At 70.7% G+C, this 18,147-nt stretch carries 18 protein-coding genes; 7 read left to right on the forward strand and 11 right to left on the reverse strand.

Features of this window, described 5'->3' with window-relative positions; all coding sequences use genetic code 11:
• Nucleotides 1–42: 42 nt before the first annotated feature.
• From ACERZO_RS08815 to ACERZO_RS08830, 4 genes are all read right to left on the reverse strand, one after another.
• On the reverse strand, nucleotides 43–1,605 hold the full coding sequence (locus ACERZO_RS08815) for an acetolactate synthase large subunit (RefSeq protein ID WP_372664038.1): 1,563 nt from the start codon (nucleotides 1,603–1,605) through the stop codon (nucleotides 43–45).
• On the reverse strand, nucleotides 1,602–2,987 hold the full coding sequence (locus ACERZO_RS08820) for an FAD-binding oxidoreductase (RefSeq protein ID WP_372664593.1): 1,386 nt from the start codon (nucleotides 2,985–2,987) through the stop codon (nucleotides 1,602–1,604). Before ACERZO_RS08820 ends, ACERZO_RS08815 begins: the two co-directional genes overlap by 4 nt.
• 89 nt (nucleotides 2,988–3,076) lie before the next feature.
• Nucleotides 3,077–4,636 (reverse strand): multicopper oxidase family protein, encoded by a 1,560-nt coding sequence (locus tag ACERZO_RS08825; RefSeq protein ID WP_372664039.1) that lies wholly within the window; start codon nucleotides 4,634–4,636, stop codon nucleotides 3,077–3,079.
• Nucleotides 4,633–4,983 carry a hypothetical protein gene (locus ACERZO_RS08830; RefSeq protein ID WP_372664040.1) on the reverse strand — a complete coding sequence of 117 codons (351 nt, stop codon included), beginning with the start codon at nucleotides 4,981–4,983 and terminating at the stop codon, nucleotides 4,633–4,635. Before ACERZO_RS08830 ends, ACERZO_RS08825 begins: the two co-directional genes overlap by 4 nt.
• 77 nt (nucleotides 4,984–5,060) lie before the next feature.
• Between ACERZO_RS08830 and ACERZO_RS08835 the strand changes: the two genes are divergently transcribed.
• Nucleotides 5,061–5,936 carry a LysR family transcriptional regulator gene (locus ACERZO_RS08835; RefSeq protein WP_372664041.1) on the forward strand — a complete coding sequence of 292 codons (876 nt, stop codon included), beginning with the start codon at nucleotides 5,061–5,063 and terminating at the stop codon, nucleotides 5,934–5,936.
• Nucleotides 5,937–5,967: 31 nt separating this feature from the next.
• On the opposite strand, the gene ACERZO_RS08840 is transcribed toward ACERZO_RS08835, so the two are convergent.
• Nucleotides 5,968–6,726: a PE-PPE domain-containing protein gene (locus ACERZO_RS08840; protein ID WP_372664042.1), complete on the reverse strand. Its 759-nt coding sequence runs from the start codon at nucleotides 6,724–6,726 to the stop codon at nucleotides 5,968–5,970.
• Between the two features lie 155 nt (nucleotides 6,727–6,881).
• On the opposite strand from ACERZO_RS08840, the gene ACERZO_RS08845 reads away from it, so the two are divergent.
• The gene (locus tag ACERZO_RS08845) at nucleotides 6,882–7,703 is read left to right on the forward strand and encodes an aldo/keto reductase (RefSeq protein ID WP_372664043.1); all 822 of its coding nucleotides are present in this window, start codon (nucleotides 6,882–6,884) and stop codon (nucleotides 7,701–7,703) included.
• A 279-nt stretch (nucleotides 7,704–7,982) separates the two neighbouring features.
• On the opposite strand, the gene ACERZO_RS08850 is transcribed toward ACERZO_RS08845, so the two are convergent.
• The 3 genes from ACERZO_RS08850 to ACERZO_RS08860 form a co-directional block, all read right to left on the reverse strand.
• Nucleotides 7,983–8,162 (reverse strand): hypothetical protein, encoded by a 180-nt coding sequence (locus ACERZO_RS08850; protein WP_372664044.1) that lies wholly within the window; start codon nucleotides 8,160–8,162, stop codon nucleotides 7,983–7,985.
• An 80-nt stretch (nucleotides 8,163–8,242) separates the two neighbouring features.
• Complete coding sequence (locus tag ACERZO_RS08855; protein ID WP_372664045.1) at nucleotides 8,243–8,740, reverse strand: DUF3830 family protein; 498 nt, start codon at nucleotides 8,738–8,740, stop codon at nucleotides 8,243–8,245.
• Nucleotides 8,741–8,742: 2 nt separating this feature from the next.
• Complete coding sequence (locus tag ACERZO_RS08860) at nucleotides 8,743–9,999, reverse strand: aspartate aminotransferase family protein (RefSeq protein ID WP_372664046.1); 1,257 nt, start codon at nucleotides 9,997–9,999, stop codon at nucleotides 8,743–8,745.
• Between the two features lie 92 nt (nucleotides 10,000–10,091).
• Here ACERZO_RS08860 and ACERZO_RS08865 point away from each other — a divergent pair, with 92 nt between their 5' ends.
• Genes ACERZO_RS08865 through ACERZO_RS08875 form a run of 3 tightly spaced genes read left to right on the forward strand, consistent with a single transcriptional unit; the run spans nucleotide 10,092 to nucleotide 13,135 of the window.
• On the forward strand, nucleotides 10,092–11,555 hold the full coding sequence (locus ACERZO_RS08865; RefSeq protein WP_372664047.1) for an NAD-dependent succinate-semialdehyde dehydrogenase: 1,464 nt from the start codon (nucleotides 10,092–10,094) through the stop codon (nucleotides 11,553–11,555).
• Nucleotides 11,552–12,610 (forward strand): tartrate dehydrogenase, encoded by a 1,059-nt coding sequence (locus tag ACERZO_RS08870; protein ID WP_372664048.1) that lies wholly within the window; start codon nucleotides 11,552–11,554, stop codon nucleotides 12,608–12,610. Before ACERZO_RS08865 ends, ACERZO_RS08870 begins: the two co-directional genes overlap by 4 nt.
• A 60-nt stretch (nucleotides 12,611–12,670) precedes the next feature.
• Nucleotides 12,671–13,135: a DUF4262 domain-containing protein gene (locus tag ACERZO_RS08875; protein WP_372664049.1), complete on the forward strand. Its 465-nt coding sequence runs from the start codon at nucleotides 12,671–12,673 to the stop codon at nucleotides 13,133–13,135.
• Between the two features lie 250 nt (nucleotides 13,136–13,385).
• Here the strand turns inward: ACERZO_RS08875 and ACERZO_RS08880 are convergent, their stop codons facing one another.
• Genes ACERZO_RS08880 through ACERZO_RS08890 form a run of 3 tightly spaced genes read right to left on the reverse strand, consistent with a single transcriptional unit; the run spans nucleotide 13,386 to nucleotide 15,654 of the window.
• Nucleotides 13,386–14,105: a GntR family transcriptional regulator gene (locus tag ACERZO_RS08880; protein WP_372664050.1), complete on the reverse strand. Its 720-nt coding sequence runs from the start codon at nucleotides 14,103–14,105 to the stop codon at nucleotides 13,386–13,388.
• Nucleotide 14,106: 1 nt separating this feature from the next.
• Complete coding sequence (locus tag ACERZO_RS08885; RefSeq protein ID WP_372664051.1) at nucleotides 14,107–14,853, reverse strand: maleate cis-trans isomerase family protein; 747 nt, start codon at nucleotides 14,851–14,853, stop codon at nucleotides 14,107–14,109.
• A gap of 60 nt (nucleotides 14,854–14,913) precedes the next feature.
• Entirely contained in the window at nucleotides 14,914–15,654 is a 741-nt protein-coding gene (locus ACERZO_RS08890) for a maleate cis-trans isomerase family protein (RefSeq protein WP_372664052.1), read from the reverse strand.
• Between the two features lie 104 nt (nucleotides 15,655–15,758).
• Here ACERZO_RS08890 and ACERZO_RS08895 point away from each other — a divergent pair, with 104 nt between their 5' ends.
• Together ACERZO_RS08895 and ACERZO_RS08900 are read left to right on the forward strand one after the other, a co-directional pair.
• Nucleotides 15,759–16,757, forward strand: coding sequence for a D-2-hydroxyacid dehydrogenase (locus ACERZO_RS08895; RefSeq protein WP_372664053.1), 999 nt, complete (start codon nucleotides 15,759–15,761; stop codon nucleotides 16,755–16,757).
• The gene (locus ACERZO_RS08900; protein ID WP_372664054.1) at nucleotides 16,754–18,136 is read left to right on the forward strand and encodes an amidase; all 1,383 of its coding nucleotides are present in this window, start codon (nucleotides 16,754–16,756) and stop codon (nucleotides 18,134–18,136) included. Before ACERZO_RS08895 ends, ACERZO_RS08900 begins: the two co-directional genes overlap by 4 nt.
• The last annotated feature ends 11 nt before the right edge of the window (nucleotides 18,137–18,147 follow it).

The raw sequence follows: 18,147 nt of genomic DNA on the forward strand, positions 1-18,147 counted from the left end.
CGCCGCTCCCGGGCTCGAGGTGTGACGGGAGAATAGTCCGAATCAGAGCAGCGGCGGCACCGCGGCGTCGATGAGGTGCGGACCCGGTTCGGCGAAGGCCCGCTGCAGCTGCTCGGCCAGCTCCTCGGCCGTGGTCGCCCGCGTCGCCGGGACGCCCATGCCCTCCGCGATCTTGACGAAGTCCATGTCCGGCCGCGAGAGGTCGAGCAGGTCGTTCGCCTTCGGGCCGCCCGAGGCCGCACCGACGCGCTGCAGCTCCATCCGCAAGATCGCGTACGCGCGGTTGTTGAGCAGAACCGTCGTGACGTTCAGGTTCTCCCGCGCCTGCGTCCACAGCGCCGAGATCGTGTACAGCGCGCTGCCGTCGGACTGCAGGTTCAGCACCGGCCGGTCCGGCGCGGCGACGGCCGCCCCGGTCGCCACCGGCATGCCGTAGCCGATCGCGCCGCCGGTCAGCGTGAGGACGTCGTGCCGCGGCGCGCCGGCCGTCGCCGTCGGGAGCAGCAGGCCGGACGTGTTGGCCTCGTCGGCGATGATCGCGTTGTCCGGCAGCAGCGCGCCGATGACGTCGACCCAGTTCTGCGGGGTGAGCGGACCGCTCGGCAGCGCGGGCCGCGACGCCGGGGACAGCACCGGTTCGGTGTCCGCGGCGACGAGGTCGGCGACCTCGTTGAGCGCGCGCGTGACGTCCTGGCCGACGGACGCAAGCGTGTGCACCTGCGCGCCATCGGGCACCAGGTCGCTGGGCTTGCCCGGGTAGGCGAAGAACGACACGGGCGCCTTCGTGCCCGCGACGACGACGTGCTTGATCCCGTCGAGCTGGTAGGTGACCTGCTCGGCGAGGTAGCCGAGCCGCTCGATCGCCGGCAGCCCCGCGCCGCGCTCCAGCCGGGCGGGGAACGTCTCGACGAACACCTTCGCGCCAGTCGCGGTGGCGATCCGGCTGGCCGCGCGCAGCCCTTCCTCGCGGCACGCGGCGCCACCGATGAGCAGCGCCACCGGCTCGCCGGCGCCGAACACCGCGGCGACGTCCTTGACGGTGGTGGCGTCGACGGCCTGCGGCACGCGCGGCGGGATGGGCGCGCACGTCTCGCCGCCCTCACCCCACGAAGCGTCCGCGGGCAGGATCAGCGTGGCGACGCGGCCGGGAGCGTCCTGCGACGCGGCGACCGCGGCGGCAGCGTCCGCTCCGACGTCCTTCGTGTGCTCGGAGCGGCGCACCCAGCCCTCGAGCGACCCCGCGATGGCCTCGATGTCCGACTCCAGCGGCGCGTCGTACTGCTTGTGGTAGGTCGCGTGGTCGCCGATGACGTTCACGATCGGCGTGTGCGCGCGACGCGCGTTGTGCAGGTTCGCCAGACCGTTGCCCAGGCCGGGGCCGAGGTGCAGCAGCGTCGCGGCGGGCTTGTCCGCGATGCGCGCGTACCCGTCGGCGGCACCGGTGACGACGCCTTCGAACAGCGCGAGCACGCCCCGCATCTCCGGGACGGTGTCGAGCGCGGCGACGAAGTGCATCTCAGACGTGCCGGGGTTCGCGAAGCACACTTCGACGCCGGCGTCGACCAGCGTGCGGATCAGGGACTGGGCGCCGTTCTGCTCACTCATGCGGTTCCTTCGGGGAAGAGAACGCCGGGGTTGAGGATCCCGGCGGGGTCGAAGCTCTGCTTGATCCGGCGCATCAGCTCGATCTTCGCCGGGTCTTCGAGTTCCTGGTGGTACTTCGCCTTGGTGCGGCCGAGGCCGTGCTCGCCGGAGATCGCGCCGCCCAGTTCCATGGCGTACGCGAAGATGTCGGTTAACAGCTGTTTACGCTTGTCGGCGTCCTTGCAGAAGATCCCGAAGTGGACGTTGCCGTCGCCGGCGTGCCCGCAGCCGAGCGCGCCGCCGCCCGCAGCCATCGCGAGCTCGCGCGACTTGGCGATGAACTCCGGCATCGCGGTGCGCGGCACGACGACGTCGATGATGTCGTCGGCGCCGGCTGCTTTCGCGGTCCAGAAGGCCTTCTCGCGCGCTTCGATCAGCTTGCGCGCGGCGGGGCCTTCGAGGACGTAGACGTCGGTCGCGCCGAGTTCGCCGAGCAGTTCGCCGACCGTCTCGACGTCTTCGTGCAGCCGCTCGTCGTCCCGGTTCTCCAGCGCGACCACGAGGTAGGCCTCGCTGGTCTCGCGGATCTTGTCCGGGACGCCGAGCTCGAGCTTCTCGTTGTAGACGATCGCGGCCATCGTCAGGTTGTCGATGTACTCCAGGATGTGCGGCCCGAGCCCGCTGGAGAGGATCGCCGGCACGGCGGCCATCACCTGGGCGAGGTTGCCGAACGGGGCGAGCACGGTGGCGCCGTGCGTCAGCCGCGGGTGCAGCTTGACGGTGATCTCGGTGGCCAGCGCGAGGGTGCCTTCGGAGCCGATGATCAGCTGCGTGAGGTCGTAGCCGGTGGAGATCTTCGACGTCTTGCCGCCGGTGCGGAGGATCTCGCCGGTCGGCAGCACGGCCTGCAGGCCGAGCACGTTGTTGCGGGTGACGCCGTACTTGACGGCGCGCATGCCACCGGCGTTGGTGCCGACGTTCCCGCCGACGCTCGCGCTCAGCTCGCCGGGGTAGACGGTGTAGCTGAGCCCGGCTTCGGCGGTCTTCGCGTCGAGTTCGGCGAGGGTGACGCCGGGCTGCACGACGGCGACGTGGTTCCCGGTGTCGACTTCGAGGACGGCGTTCATCCGCTCGAAGGAGATCAGCAGCCCGTCTTCGCGCGGCCGCGCGGCGCCGGAAAGCCCGCTTCCGGAGCCTCGTGCGGTGACAGGCACGTTGTGTTCCGAAGCGGCCTTCAGTAGCTCCGCGACTTCTTCCGCGGTTGCCGGCTTCGCGACGTACGCAGGCTTCTGCGGCTCCGCGGTCAACGCTTCGTCGTGCGCGTAGTCCTCGGAGATCGCCTCGCCGGTCAGCAGGTTCTTGTCCCCGACTATCTCGGCCAGCCGTGCCGCCACGTCGCCCATCGACAGCTTCTCCTCCGCGCCGTTGCTGTGGTTACCGCAGCGTAGTACGTACCGCCGGTACGCCGCCATGAAGGTTTTTCACATTCGGCTCAGACGGTCTCGAAGTTGGCCATCATGCCCATGTCTTCGTGCTCCGCGTTGTGGCAGTGGAACATGTAGCGCCCGCGATAGCCGTCGAAACGCACGATCACTTCCACAGCTTCACCCGGCCGCAGATCGACCGTGTCCTTGAGGCCGCCGTCGAACGGCCCGGGCTCGTGGCCGCCGCGGGAGAGCACCCGGAAGGGTGCGAGGTGCAAGTGGATCGGGTGGTGCACGTCCGCCACGAACCGCCAGACCTCGACGTCGCCGAGCCGCGGCCGCGCGTCGATCCGGGACGGCGAGTACGGCTCCCCGCCGATCAGCCAGCCGTGCCGTCCACCCGACGGCGCACCCCGGAACGAGAACTCCCTGATCACTCTCGCCTGTGTCCGATTGAGCGGTTCGACCGTGCTCAACCGGTCCGGCACGTGACTGTCCTCGGTACCGCGGCGGACCACGCGGAACCGCAGTACGTACGCGGTGCTGCCGGTGCCGGCGCGGTTAACGAGCGTTATCTCGGTGCCCACCGGGTAGCGGCCGAAGTCGACGACGACGTCGTACCGCTCGGCCGGCGCGATCGGCAGGTGGTCGTGCCCGCGCGGCGCGTCGAGCAGGCCCTGGTCCGAACCGATCTGCGTGAAGGCCGGGCCGTCGGGCGGCGGTGGGTCGAGGGTGAGGTCGTAGCGGCGGGCGTTGGACGCGTTGAGCAGGCGCAGCCGATGTCGCGTCGCGGAAACCTCCGCCACCGGCCAAGGCGCACCGTTCACCAGGATGACGTCGCCGAGCACGCCCGCGGCGTAGGGCTCCTCGACGCCGGGCACGGTGCTCAGCGTCGAGTCGAGGGAGGGGTAGCGCATCGAACCGTCCGCGGCGAACGCGCGATCGGCGATCATCAGCGGCAGTTCGCGCTCACCACGCGGCAGCGGCAACGCGTCCTCTTCGGCGTCGCGGACGAAGTGGAACCCGGCGAGCCCGCGGTGCACGGCCGGGCCGGTGAAGTCCATCCGGTGGTCGTGGTACCAGAGCGTCGACGCCCGCTGCTGCAACGGATAGACGTAATCGCGCACGCCCTGGGTGATCTTCGCGTCCGGGTCGAGCATGCCCTGGTGCGTCGCGTGCCACCCGCTCGCCGGCAGTACGAGGTCGGTGGCGTAACCGTCGGACTCCGGGGGTGTGCGCCCGCCGTGCAGGTGGACGACGGTCGGCACCGGGAGTTCGTTGCGGTGCCGGACGACCGCCGTCCGGCCGCTCCGGGATTCGATCGTCGGCCCGGGGAAGGTGCCCTGGTAGCCCCAGATCGGCGTGCGCAACCCGGGCAAGATCTCTGCGGCGGCCGCGCGCTGGACGATCTCGTACCGGTCGGCGTCCGCTTCGCGGGCGAGCGGCGGCAGTACGGCCGGGATCGGCAGCGGGACCTGGAACGGCGGGGGCAGCGGCACCTCACTGGTGAGCAGTTCCCCGGTGGCCGCGGCGCGGCCGAGCAGCCGCGGCCCGACGGCTCCGGCGGCCACGACGAGACCCGCGCCGCCGGCCAGCCCGAGGAACCGGCGCCGGGACAGCCCGCTCATCGCCAGATCGCGATCAGCACGACCACGGCCAGCGCGACCAGCGCGACGCCCAGCGGGACGTGCAGGTCGAGGGCGCCGGCCAGCCCGGCGAAGTACTGCGCGGTCTCGCCGGCGACCAGCAGCAGGCTTGCCCAGAACGGCCACCGCGGGCCGCCGTGCCGCCAGAGCAGCGCCGTCGGCACCAGTTGCGCCAGCCCGATCGCGAAGACCAGGTCCGCGCCGAACCGGTGCACCGCCAGCATGGCGTAGTCGCCGGTCAGGTAGCGGCCCGCGAAGACCGGCTGGCCGAAGATCACGATGGCGTGCACGGTCACGAACCCGCGCGTCGCACTCCTTGCTTTGCTCACCCGGTCGACGCTAGGGACGCCGATCTATGCTGTCCAAGACCGGAATCGACATGGAATCATGACTTTGAGGCTATGAGATGGACTTGCTGCAGCTGCGCTACTTCCAAGCGGTGGCCCGCCGCGAGCACCTCAGCCAAGCGGCCGCCGAACTCCGCGTCGCGCAGCCGTCGCTGAGCCGCGCGATCGCCCGGCTCGAGGCCGACCTCGGCGTGCCGCTCTTCGACCGCGTGGGCCGCGGGCTGCGGCTCAACCGGTTCGGTGCCGGTTACCTCCGCCGCGTCGACCGGGCGCTAGCCGAGCTGGACGACGCCCGCCGCGAGCTGGCCGACTCGGCGGGGCTCGACCACGGCAGCGTCTCCGTCGCCGCGGAAACCCTGCTCACGCTCACCGGCGTGGTCACCGAGTTCCGCGCGGCGCACGCCGGCGTCGACATCCGGCTGTACCAGTCGTCGGCCACCGAGATGGCGAACCAGCTGCGCGCCGGCGAGGTCGACCTCTGCTTTGCCTCCCAGCCGCTGCCCGGCGCGGACCTGCGGACGCGGGAACTGCTGCGCGAGGAGGTGCTGCTCGCCGTGCCGGTCGGGCACCGGCTCGCCGGCCGGGACCGCGTGCGGATCGCCGACCTCGCGGGCGAACCGTTCGTCACCACCCGCCCCGGCTACTGGCCGCGCGAGCTGGCCGACCGGCTGTTCGCGGCAGCCGGCTTGCATCCCGAGTACACCTGCGAGAGCGACGAGCCCGGCGCCACCGGCGACCTCATCGGCGCGGGCCTCGGGGTCGGGCTGGTGCCCGCGTACTCGCGCGGCGCCACTCACATCCCGGGCGTCTGGCTGCACGTCGACGCGCCGGACTGCCACCGCACGCTGAACCTCGTCTGGCGCGCCGACGCGTACTTTTCCGTCGCGGCGCAGCGGCTGTCCGACTTCGCGGCCGAGTACTTCGCGCGCCGGTAGGGGCGGACGCCGGAGCGCCCGCCCCGGCGGATCAGCCGATCGGCCACGGCGGACGGCAGTCCTGCCGCGGCAGCTCGATCGACGAGTTCGTGTACACGCCGTCGGCCAGGGTGTCGGCCATGATCGGGCGCTCGACGTAGCACCAGTGCTGGGCGAAGTAGCCGCCCGGCGCTTCGAGGGTGTCGAAGTGGCACACGCCGTCGGTCTGGATGCAGTAGCGGATGTACGGGATGCCGGCGAAGTCCGTCCGTCCCGGGCCGAACGAGACGTACCCGCCGAACGGCGACGGCGCGCCCGCACCCGCCGGGAGCACCGCGCTGATCCCGCGTCCCGGCGGCCCGACCGGCTGCATCGGGTCCGCGTACAGCTTCGCGTTGAAGTGACTCCGGTCCACGTCGACGACGCCGTCCGCGATGTCGTTCAACAGGAAGTTCGCGACGATCGCGCCCTGCGAGTACCCGACGACGGTGAACTCGCCGCCCGGATCTTCGTTGAACGCGTCCTGCGCGATGCGCTTCGCCTCTTCGCGGCCGATGGCGACGCTCTGGTCCATCGGCGTCTGGCCGCAGGGGCCCGGCAGCCCGGACGCGCCGGCCGGGTAGTTCACCACCTTCCGGATCCCGCCGCGCAGCCACGCTTCCTGGTACTGGTCGGCGTTCCCGTTGCAGGTGCCGCCGATGAGGATGTAGTAGTGCGCGCCTTCGGCGTGCGCGGCCGGCGTGGTGACGAACCCCGTGACGAGTGCGGCCACCGCGGCCCCGATCAGCGACAGGCGTTTCAGATTTTTCACTTCGCAGTCCCCTCCGTCAGTTGATCACTGCGCCGGCGACGTTAGGGAGAGGTGATGAAATCCGGATGAAATGCGTGACCACCCGGTTACTGGGCAGGATTTAGCTCAGGCTAAATTTCTGGTGGGTGACGTCGGCCGCGGGCGAAGCTTCGCGTATGACATCGACGTACACCTTCGAAGACGGCGTTTCCGTGCGGCGGCTGGGTTTCGGCGCGATGCGGCTCACCGAGTGGGACCACGTCCGGGACGGCGCCGCCGCGGTGGCCCGCCGCGCGGCCGAGCTCGGCGTGACGTTCTTCGACACCGCCGACGCCTATGACCTGGGCCTGAACGAGGAACTGCTGGCCGACGCGCTGCACCCGTACGAGGGACTGTTCATCGCGACGAAGTGCGGCCACGCGCGGCCGAGCCGAGGCGAGTGGGTACCGCTCGGCCGGCCCGAATACCTGCGACAGCAGGCGGAACTCTCACTGCGGCGCCTGCGCGTCGACCGGCTCGATCTCCTGCAGCTGCACCGGCTCGACCCGCAGGTCCCCATCGCCGACCAGGTCGGCGCGCTCGCCCGGCTGCGGGACGAGGGCAAGATCGCCCGGATCGGGTTGTCGGAGGTCAGCGTCGCGCAGCTGGCCGAAGCGCGGGCGATCGCGCCCATCGCGAGCGTGCAGAACCGCTACAACCTGACCGACCGCGCGTCCGAGGACATTCTCGACTACTGCGAGCGCGAGGGGATCGCGTTCGTCCCGTGGCTGCCGATCGCGCGCGGTGACCACGCGACGGCGGGCGGGGTGCTCGGAAAGGTCGCGGCCGGCCTCGGCGCGACCCCCGCTCAGGTGTCCCTCGCCTGGTTGCTGCGACGCTCGCCGGTCGTGATCCCCATTCCCGGCACGTCGTCGCTCGCACACCTCGAAGAAAACTGCGGCGCGGCCGAAGTAACGCTTTCCGACGACGATTTCGCGCGATTGTCCGAGCTGGCGTGAAAGCGGCCCGGCCGCGGTTTCCCGCGGCCGGGCGTCGAGCTCCGGTCAGGCTCAGACGAGCCAGCCGAGAACGTGCGCCAGGTGCGCCAGCGCGCCGGTGATGATGTCGTGGCAGTAGTGGGCGTGCTGGGCGAACGTCTGCATGGAATGGCTCCTTGATGACTCGAAAACGGTTTCCCTGGAGATGCTTTCGCGAAAGCGGAGTCAGGTTTTCACCGTGCTGGCGAGCTGTCAAAGAGCCGTTTTCGGAAGACTGCGCCGCGGCGGAATCTTCCCATGCTAAACACGTAATCCCTTCGTGTTTGACGCCGGGGTGCCCGTTTCGGCGGTCAGCCACTCTGGGTAGTAAGCGGGCCGATCATCACTGTCGGTGATGCTGACCTTGATCCGGCATCCCGGGTACGCGCGTAGCTCGATCCGGTGATCACCGGCCACGAAAGGTGAGTTCTCGATGATCACCCTTTCGAGTGGCCGCAGGCGGCGAAAAGGGGACGCCGGGTGTGTCGGCACGCCCGGCGTCCCCTTGGGAGGAAAGGGAATCAGGCTCGCGCGAACGAGAGCGTCTCGCCCTCGACACCGCGCAGCCAGAGGTCCTGCGCGGCCGCCGCCATCTCGGCGAGGCCCTCCTCGATCGTGGCGAACACGTTGCCGGGCACCCAGCCCGCGTCGCCGTTGATCAGCAGGTTGTTGCGCCCGTAGAAGATCGCGAGGTCGGTCGCGCCCTGGTCGCTGTGCGCCTCGCTCTCGTCGTCGTAGCCGTACGCGGGGTTGCCGATCTCCCAGGCTTCGAAGCCGAAGTACACGACGTCGCCGGGGATCGGCGTGATCGTCGGGTTCTCGCGTCCGGGCTTCGGCTCCGCGAAGGGCGGCACGAGCGTGTAGACCTCGTTGCGCGCGTACTTCGCGTGGTAGGCCGAGCCGCTCTGCGGCAGCGCGTCCCACACCGCCTTGCACGTCCGCGGGGCTTCGTCGTCGAGCAGCCGGGCGCGGCAGGAGACGCCGCGCTTGTCGAGGGTGATCGTGATGTACCGGGCCATGCTCAGCTCCCCGTGACGGACGCGACGACGTCGCCCCAGATGCGCAGCGCGTCGTCGACCTGCTCGGCGTTGACGATCAGCGGCGGCACCATCCGGACGACGTTCATGTACGGCCCGCAGGTGAGCAGCAGCAGGCCGTTCTTCGCCGCCGTCTGCTGCGCGGCCGCGGCCGTCGCGGCGTCCGGCTCGCCGTCGGCCGTGGTGAATTCCGAGCCGACCAGCAGCCCGAGCCCGCGCACCTCGCCGATCGCCGGCGTCTTGTCCGCGATCACCCGCGCGCCTTCGAGCAGCTGGCGGCCGCGCTCGGCGGCGTTCTCGACGAGGTTCTCCTGCTGGATGACCTCGAGCGTCGCGATCGCCGCCGCGCACGAGACGGCGTTGCCGCCGTACGTGCCGCCCTGCGAGCCCGGGAGCGCCTTCGCCATCAGCTCCTGCGAAGCGGCGATGCCGGACAGCGGGAAGCCGCTGGCCAGGCCCTTCGCGATGAGCACGATGTCGGGGGAGACGTCGAAGTGGTCGTGGCCCCAGAACTTGCCGGTGCGGCCGAAGCCGGTCTGGATCTCGTCGAGGACGAGCAGGATGCCGTGCCGGTCCGCGCGTTCGCGCAGCCCCGCCATGAACTCGGTGTTGGCCGGGACGTACCCGCCCTCGCCGAGCACGGGCTCGACGAAGATCGCGGCGGTCTCGTTCGGGGCGCTGACCGTCTGGAACAGGTAGTCCAGCTCGCGCAGCGCGAACTTCGTCGCGGTCTGCTCGTCCCAGCCGTAGTGGTAGGCGTACGGGAACGGCGTGACGTGCACGCCCGCCATCAGCGGGCCGATGCCGGCGCTGAACCGCGTCCCGGACGTCGTCATGGTCGCCGCCGCGACGGTCCGGCCGTGGAAGCCGCCCTGCATGACGACGACGTTCGGGCGCTTCGTCGCCTGCCGCGCGAGCCGCAACGCCGCTTCGACGGCTTCGCTGCCCGAGTTCGCGTAGAAGAGCGAGTCGAGCCCGCTCGGCAGGACGTCGCCGAGGCGCTTCGTCAGCTCCAGCAGTGGCTGGTGCATCACCGTCGTGTACTGCCCGTGGACGAGCTTGCCGATCTGCTCCTGCGCCGCGCGCACGACGTGCGGATGGCAGTGCCCGGTGCTCGTGACGCCGATGCCGGCGGTGAAGTCGAGGTGGCGTTTGCCGTCGACGTCGTAGAGGTAAACCCCTTCACCGTGGTCGACCACGACGGGCGTTGCCTGCTTGAGCAGCGGAGATAGCTGGGCCATGGCAGCGTGCTCCTAGGTCGGTTGAGCGGGTTGTCGATTGTTGACAATATCCATAGCATGGCCCTCGGGACAACACGTGAGGAGCAGTCGGGATGAGCGCGAGCACCGAGTCCGGCGTCGTCGACGCGGTCGGCAAGGAACTGTTCATCGGCGGCAAGTGGGTCGCTGCGGAGTCCGGGAAGACGTTCCCGGTGGTGGACCCGGCCACGGGCAAGGAGCTGTGCCAGGTCGCCGACGCCTCTCCGGCGGACGGCCTCGCGGCACTGGACGCCGCCGTCGCCGCGCAGGCCGATTTCGCGAAGATGGCGCCGCGCGAACGCGGCGAGATCCTGCGCCGGGCGTACGAGCTGCTGATGAAGCGCCAGGAAGAGCTGGCCCTGCTCATGACGCTGGAGATGGGCAAGCCACTCGCCGAGTCGAAGGGCGAGATCGCCTACGCCGCCGAGTTCTTCCGCTGGTTCGCCGAAGAGGCCGTCCGCATCGACGGCGGCTACGCGACCGCCCCGAACGGCGTGGGCCGGTTCCTCATCACCAAGCAGCCGGTCGGCCCGACGCTGCTGATCACGCCGTGGAACTTCCCGATGGCGATGGGCACCCGCAAGATCGGCCCGGCGATCGCCGCGGGCTGCACGTCGGTGATCAAGCCGGCCGCGCAGACGCCGTTGTCGATGCTCGCGCTGGCCGGCATCCTCGCCGAGGCCGGGCTGCCCGAAGGCGTGCTCAACGTCATCACGACCAGCGACTCCGGCGGCGTGATGGAACCGCTGATCCGCGACGGCCGCGCCCGCAAGCTCTCCTTCACCGGCTCCACCGGCGTCGGCCGGAAGCTCCTCGAACAGTGCGCGGACAAGATCCTGCGGACGTCGATGGAGCTGGGCGGCAACGCGCCGTTCCTGGTCTTCGACGACGCCGACATGGACGCGGCCATCGACGGCGCGATGCAGGCGAAGATGCGCAACATCGGCGAAGCGTGCACCGCGGCCAACCGGTTCTACGTGCAGCGCGGCGTCGTCGAGGAGTTCTCGCGGCGGCTGACCGAGCGCATGGAAGCGCTGCCGATGGGCCGAGGCACGGAGAAGGACGTCGTCGTCGGCCCGCTGATCGACGACAAGGCCGTCGACAAGGTGACGGAGCTGGTCAAGGACGCCACCGACCGCGGCGCGAAGGTGCTCACCGGCGGCTCCGGTGTCGACGGGCCGGGCCACTTCTACCAGGCCACCGTGCTCACCGACGTCCCGCAGGAAGCGCGGCTGACGCACGAAGAGATCTTCGGGCCGGTCGCCCCGATCACGCCGTTCGACACCGAGGAAGAAGCGGTCGCGAAGGCCAACGACACGGAGTTCGGCCTCGTTTCCTACGTCTTCACCAGCGATCTCAAGCGCGCGCTGCGGGTCTCCGAAGCCCTGGAAGCCGGGATGATCGGGCTCAACCAGGGCATCGTGTCGAACCCGGCGGCGCCGTTCGGCGGGATCAAGCAGTCCGGGCTCGGCCGCGAGGGCGGCTCGGTCGGCATCGACGAGTTCCTGGAGACCAAGTACATCGCGGTGGCCCTGTGACGGCGTACCGCATCGCGAGCATCCCCGGTGACGGCATCGGCGTGGACGTCACGGTCGAGGCCCGCAAGGTCCTCGACCGGGCGTCGGCACTGTTCGGCTTCTCCTTGGAGTGGACGGAGTTCGACTGGAGCTGCGAAAGGTACGCGAAGGCCGGCGCGATGATGCCGGACGACGGCGTCGAGCAGCTGTCGGCGTTCGACGGGATCCTGCTCGGCGCGGTCGGCTTCCCCGGCGTCCCGGACCACGTTTCCCTGTGGGGCCTGCTGATCCCGCTGCGGCGCGCGTTCCAGCAGTACGTCAACCTGCGCCCGGTGCGGCTGCTGCCGGGCACGACGTCCGTGCTGGCCGGGCGGAAGGCCGAGGAGCTGGAGCTGGTCATCGTCCGCGAGAACTCCGAAGGGGAATACTCCGCGATCGGCGGCCGGCACAACGCCGGCCGGCCGGACGAGTTCGTGCTGCAGGAGTCGGTTTTCACGCGCGTCGGCGTCGAACGGATCATCCGCTACGCCTTCGAACTGGCGCGGACGCGGACTTCCCGCGTCTGCTCCGCGACGAAGTCCAACGGGCTCATCCACTCGATGCCGTTCTGGGACGAGATCTTCGCCGAGGTCGCGGCGGAGTACCCCGACGTCCACAGTGAACAGATGCATGTGGATGCGTTGGCGGCGCGCATGGTTCAGGCGCCGGACCGGCTCGACGTCATCGTCGGGTCGAACCTCTTCGGCGACATCCTGAGCGACCTCGCGGCCGCGATCACCGGCGGGCTCGGCATGGCACCGTCCGGCAACATCAACCCATCGGGTGAACATCCGTCGATGTTCGAGGCGGTCCACGGGAGCGCTCCGGACATCGCGGGACAGGGGATCGCGAACCCCGTGGCCCAGATCCTGGCGGCCGCGATGCTGGTCGAGCACCTCGGTGAAACCGTTGCCGCGCAAGCGATCCGGACTGCGGTGGACCGGGTGCTCGACGAGGGCCGGGTGCGCACCCCCGACCTCGGCGGCACGGATACCACAGAACGCCTCGGCACGGCAGTGGCCGAAGCGCTGGGCTGAGTTTTTGTCGGTGCCCTCCGGCACGGTGGTCGCACACCCACCGAGGGGGAGGAGCCACCGATGTGCTTTGCCTGCCAGAACCCGGACAGATCCGGTTACCTGCAACAGCTTCGCGACGGCGTCGCGAAGCGCGGCTGGATGGTGCAAGGAGTCGAGAGCGACGGGTCGTACCCGCCATGGGCCTACACGATCGGCCTGAGCGGGTACGACCTGCCCGAACTGGTCGTGACGGGCCTGCCGGTCGAGGCGGCCGCCAGGCTGCTCAACGACTCCGCCGCACGCGTCCTGGACAGCTCACCGCCCGCCGCGGGCGAACGCGTCTCGCTGCCGGGCGGCACGCTGCTCGAGGTGGTCGCACTGGCGGAGCCGTCGGCGCACCTGGTGTTCGCGGCCGACCTGTACGGCACGGGAATCCGCGCGCTGCAACTGGTCTACCCGGACGCGTGCGGCCGCTGGCCGTGGTCGCCGGACTACCGCGACGGCCTCGGCGGCCAGCCGGTTCTGGGGGTGCGTCATGGCGCTTAGCTGCGGGTGCTCTCCGCCGTCCAACTGCTTCCCGCCGCCGCCCGGGCGGGCCGTCCACGTGCGCCTGCCGGCCGACTACTGGGAACGGGAACGAATGCCTGAGCCCGAGCTGCCGCCCGAACCGGAACCCGAGCCCGAGCCCGAGCCCGAGCCGACCGTCCAGGCGCCCGTGCCGCCCCGGCGGCGGCTGCACGCGCCCGTTTACCGAGCACGTGCGTGGGCCCTCAGGTCACGGCTGCCGGAGCTTCGCTCACGCGCTGCCCGGTACCGGCGGGGCGTGCCCGTCCCGGAGGCTGGTCCCGGGAGCGAGCCGCTGGACAGCGTCTTCCATGTGCGCCTCGAGAAGGCACAGCGCCGTTTCTTCGTCCCCGTCGCGAAGCGCCTGGATGAGCTTCGTGTGTTCCTCCACGCGTTCCTCGACCCGCTGGTAGGTGCTCTGCAGCGCGGTGAGGCACATCCGCGTCTCGATGAGGAGGGTCCGGGCCATCCGGACGAGCCGCTTGCTGCCGGAAGCGTTGATGAGGGCCTCGTGGAACCTGAGGTCCGCGGTGGAGAGCGCGTTCGGGTCGTCTTCGCTTGCTGCGGTGGCCATCGCCGCGACGGTGTGCTCGAGGACGTCGGCGATCCGGTCGCGGTCTCCACCGCGCAGGGCGCGGAGCATGGCGGCGCGTTCGATGGCCGAACGAGCGGCGTAGATGTCGTAGACGTCGCCGGGCTCGAGGTCGATGACGAACAGCCCGCGGTGCCGCTCACTGCGGAGGAGGCCTTCGGAAACCAGATGCTGCATCGCTTCCCGGAGCGGCCCCCGCGACACCTGGAACCGGGACGCCAGCTCGGTCTCGCCGAGCTGGGTCCCGGGCGGGAGGGCACCGGTCATGATGGCGTCGCGCAGCTGACGTGCGATCACTGCGGCCGTCGACTCGCGGCTGACCGGCTCGATCTCGGGCAGCATGCCCGGCGGGAGAGCCATGTCAGGCGCTCCCGTCCGGCAGGTGCCGGAAGAGCGCGCCGAGCGAGCGGACAAGCCGGTGCTGCCCGGTCAGGCGCAAGCCCTCCCACACCGTGACCTGGTTGGCGGTCAGCACGGGCTTCTTCAGCGCGGCTTCGATGGCGTTGATCTCGCCGAGGGTGCGCATGGCGGTGTCCGGCACGAGGACGGCGTCGGCGTCCGGGTGGTCGTGGCGCACGGCGAGTTCGACGACGGCCTCCGGCGGCATGGCGCCGACTTCGGCGGCGGTGATGATGTCGGCGCTGGCCATCGCGACGACCTCGATGCCGCCGGCCTTGAGGAAGTCCACGAACAGCCGGGCGATGTCGTCCGGGTAGCTGGCGGCGACGGCGACCCGCTTGACGTCCAAGGCGCGCGCGGCGTGCACGAACGCGAAGGAGGTGCTGGAGGCCGGGACCCCGGCGACGGCGGCGAGGCGGTCGGCCTGGTCGCGCGCGCCGTCCCAGCCGTAGACGAAGCTGCCGCTGGTGCAGGCCCAGACGACCGCGTCCGGCTCGTGCTTCTTGAGCAGGGCGGCGCCGTCGGCGAGACGGCTCTCGCTGCCGAGGTCGAGCAGCTCGGCGACCGCGTGCTTGTCGGTGCCGTAGATGTGCTCGACCGCGAGCCGGATGTCGCCCTCGTCGGCGGCCGCGCCGCCGAGCAGCTGCTCGGCCAGCGGGTAGTCGTCTTCGGCCGCGTGGTCGGGGTAGATGAAACCGATGGTGGTCACGGATCCTCCGGAGGGACGCAAATTGTCGACAATCCTAGAGGGCTGCGTCAAGGAAATCCTTCACGACACGTCACGGAGCCACTTCCCGGGTCCGACGATGGGGAGGTTCATGCGGCGCAGGCACGCCCACATGGTCAGCTGGTTGGCCGTCAGCACCGGCTTGCCGAGCGCGGACTCCAGTGGCTCGATCAGGTCGTACGTGGGGAGGTTGGTGCAGCTGACGAAGATCGCTTCGGCTTCGCCGTGGTCGGCGGCGAGGATGCGCTCGGCGATGGTGCGGTAGCTGACCTTCCAGATGCCGCCGCCCAGGCCGAGGTGGTCGCTGGCGACGGTCTCGACGTTCAGCTCGGCAAGGAAGTCGTGCAGGGCGCGGGTCAGGTCGGCGTCGTACGGCGTCAGCACCGAGACGCGGTGGAGGTCGAGCTGGTGCAGCACCTCGGCCAGCGCGCCCGAGGTGGTGACGGCGTCCGGCGCGCCGGCGTCGCAGATCGCCTTGGTCAGCGAGCGCTCGTAGTCGACGCCGTTGACGAAGCTGCCCGACGTGCAGAGGTAGGCGACCACCTCGGGCTCGACGTGCAGCACGTCGCGGGTCGCGCTGGCCAGGTGGTGGCTGTCGCTGACGAGGCGGGCCATCTCCATGCTGACCGGGACGGGCTCGTACGGCGTGCGGGCGAGGTGGAGGGACACCTCCATCGGCACCCAGCGCCAGAGCTCGCGCTCCAGCGCGAGGTCGAAGGGCGCGATCACCCCGATGCCGCGTTGCGCCAGCGGGCCGTCGAACGCCAGGAAGTCGAAATCCAAGGCTCAGCCTCCGGAATACGTCTGCACTTGATGACACGTCCGGTGCTCCGGGGGTCGTTCCTCGGATTGTTGACAATCATACGAGCCGCTTTTACCGTGTCAACGTGATCGCCTCGGAAAACCAGGAAGCTCCGGTCCTGGCAGTGCTCTGTGGCGAGCACCGCCCACCGGACATGCGTGCTGTCGAATCCGGGGCGGTCGTGCGTTACACGGACGCGGCGGGCCTGCCCGAAGCGCTGTCCGGAGCCGACGCGCTCTTCGTCTACGACTTCCTCTCCACGGCCGTGCCCGCCGCCTGGCACGCGGCCGACCGCCTGCGCTGGCTGCACATCGCGAGCGCGGGCGTCGACCCCGTGCTGTTCCCCGGACTGGTGGAGAGCGACGTCGTCCTGACCAACTCGCGGGGTGTCTTCGACGACGCCATCGCGGAGTACGTGCTGGGCGTCGTCCTGGCGTTCGCGAAGGACTTCGCGCGGTCGCACGACCTGCAGCGCGAGGGCCGCTGGCTGCACCGCGAGAGCGAGCGGATCGCCGGGCGCGAGGTGGTGGTCGTCGGCACCGGGCCGATCGGCCGGGCCATCGCGCGGCTGCTGCGCGCGGCCGGGATGCGGGTGCGCGGCGCCGGGCGTCGCGAGCGCACGGGCGATCCCGACTTCGGCGTCGTGCACGAGTCCTCGCGGCTCGCGGAGTTCCTGCCGCACGCCGACTACGTCGTCGCCGTCGCGCCGCTGACCGAGCACACCAAGGGCATGTTCGACGCGCGCGCGTTCGCCGCGATGAAACCGTCGGCGCGGTTCGTGAACGTCGGCCGCGGCGAGCTGGTCGTCACGTCCGACCTGGTCGCGGCGCTCGAAAGCGGGACCATCGCCGGCGCCGCGCTCGACGTGTTCGACACCGAGCCGCTGCCGCCGGACAGTCCGCTGTGGACCATGCCGGACGTGCTGGTCTCGCCGCACATGTCCGGGGACTTCGTCGGCTGGCGGAACACGCTCGTCGAGGTGTTCACCGAGAACTTCCGCCGCTGGCAGGCTGGGGAGCCGCTGCGCAACGTCGTCGACAAGTCGCTCGGCTACGTGCCGTCGGGGAACCAGGGAGCCGGATGAACGACAGGATGCTGACCGCCAGCGAGACCGTCGCCGCCTACGCGACCGGTGAGCTGTCACCGGTGGAGGCGACGCAGAACGCGCTGCAGGCCATCGAAGCCCGCGACGGCGACTGCAACGCGTACTGCCTGGTCGACGCCGACCGCGCGCTGGAGCAGGCCAAGGCGTCGGAGGTCCGCTGGCGGGACGGAAACCCGATCGGCTGGCTCGACGGCGTGCCGTCCTCGATCAAGGACATGTTCCTGACCCAGGGGTGGCCGACCGTCCGGGGCTCGAAGAGCATCAGCCCGGACCAGCCGTGGGACGTCGACAGTCCCGTCGCCGCGCGGATGCGCGAGGCCGGGCTGGTCCTGCTCGGCAAGACGACCACGCCCGAGATCGCGTGGAAGGGCGTCACCGACAGCCCGCTGTGCGGCATCACGCGCAACCCCGCCGACCCGTCGAAGACGGCGGGCGGGTCGAGCGGCGGCAGCGCCGCGGCCGTCGCGGCGGGGATGGGCGAGCTGTCCGTCGGCACCGACGGCGGCGGCTCGGTGCGGATCCCGGCGTCGTTCTGCGGGATCGTCGGGATGAAGCCGACGCACGGCCGCATCCCGCTCTTCCCGGCGAGCCCGTTCGGCCCGCTCTCGCACGCCGGCCCGATGGCGCGGTCGGTGGACGACACCGCGCTGCTGCTCGACGTCCTGTCGCTGCCCGACCACCGGGACCCGGCGGCGCTGGCGCCGCCGGTGGGGTCGTTCCGCGAGGCCGTCCGGCGGGACGTGCGCGGCCTGATCGCGGCGTTCTCGCCGACGCTCGGGTACGTCGACGTCGACCCGGAGGTGGCCGAGATCGTCGCGGCGGCGGTGCGCGCGCTGGGCGACGCGGGCCTGCACATCGAGGAGACCGACCCCGGGTTCGCCGACCCGAAGCCGGCGTTCGACATCCTGTGGTCCTCGGGCGCGGCCAAGCTGCTCGACACGTTCCCGCCGGGGTCCGAGGAGCGGACGGACCCCGGCCTGCGCAAGGTCTGGGAGCTCGGCGAGAAGTGGAGCGCGAGCGACTACCTCGACGCGACCGCCGAGCGCGCCGCGCTGGGCATCCTGATGGGCGAGTTCCACACGCGCTACGACGTGCTGATCACGCCGACCGTCCCGATCCCGGCGTTCGAAGCGGGACACGACGTGCCGCCGGGCAGCGGGCTGAGCGAGTGGCCGGAGTGGACGCCGTTCACGTACCCGTTCAACATGACCCAGCAGCCGGCGATCAGCGTCCCGGCCGGCCACACGTCGGCGGGCCTGCCGGTCGGTCTGCAGATCGTCGGGCCGCGGCATTCGGACGACCTCGTGCTCGCGGTCGCGAAGCTCCTGGAGGAAGTCCGGCCCTGGGCGCCGGCCTAAACCACACGTGA

The organism is Amycolatopsis kentuckyensis, from assembly GCF_041679295.1.
Lineage (GTDB): Bacteria > Actinomycetota > Actinomycetes > Mycobacteriales > Pseudonocardiaceae > Amycolatopsis > Amycolatopsis kentuckyensis_A.

Excerpts from the sequence above, each read along its gene's own strand:
- ACERZO_RS08815 (WP_372664038.1), bottom strand. The coding sequence starts at position 1,605 with ATGAGTGAGCAGAACGGCGCCCAGTCCCTGATCCGCACGCTGGTCGAC.
- ACERZO_RS08820 (WP_372664593.1), bottom strand. The coding sequence starts at position 2,987 with ATGGGCGACGTGGCGGCACGGCTGGCCGAGATAGTCGGGGACAAGAAC.
- ACERZO_RS08825 (WP_372664039.1), bottom strand. The coding sequence starts at position 4,636 with ATGAGCGGGCTGTCCCGGCGCCGGTTCCTCGGGCTGGCCGGCGGCGCG.
- ACERZO_RS08835 (WP_372664041.1), top strand. The coding sequence starts at position 5,061 with ATGGACTTGCTGCAGCTGCGCTACTTCCAAGCGGTGGCCCGCCGCGAG.
- ACERZO_RS08845 (WP_372664043.1), top strand. The coding sequence starts at position 6,882 with ATGACATCGACGTACACCTTCGAAGACGGCGTTTCCGTGCGGCGGCTG.
- ACERZO_RS08855 (WP_372664045.1), bottom strand. The coding sequence starts at position 8,740 with ATGGCCCGGTACATCACGATCACCCTCGACAAGCGCGGCGTCTCCTGC.
- ACERZO_RS08860 (WP_372664046.1), bottom strand. The coding sequence starts at position 9,999 with ATGGCCCAGCTATCTCCGCTGCTCAAGCAGGCAACGCCCGTCGTGGTC.
- ACERZO_RS08865 (WP_372664047.1), top strand. The coding sequence starts at position 10,092 with ATGAGCGCGAGCACCGAGTCCGGCGTCGTCGACGCGGTCGGCAAGGAA.
- ACERZO_RS08875 (WP_372664049.1), top strand. The coding sequence starts at position 12,671 with ATGTGCTTTGCCTGCCAGAACCCGGACAGATCCGGTTACCTGCAACAG.
- ACERZO_RS08880 (WP_372664050.1), bottom strand. The coding sequence starts at position 14,105 with ATGGCTCTCCCGCCGGGCATGCTGCCCGAGATCGAGCCGGTCAGCCGC.
- ACERZO_RS08900 (WP_372664054.1), top strand. The coding sequence starts at position 16,754 with ATGAACGACAGGATGCTGACCGCCAGCGAGACCGTCGCCGCCTACGCG.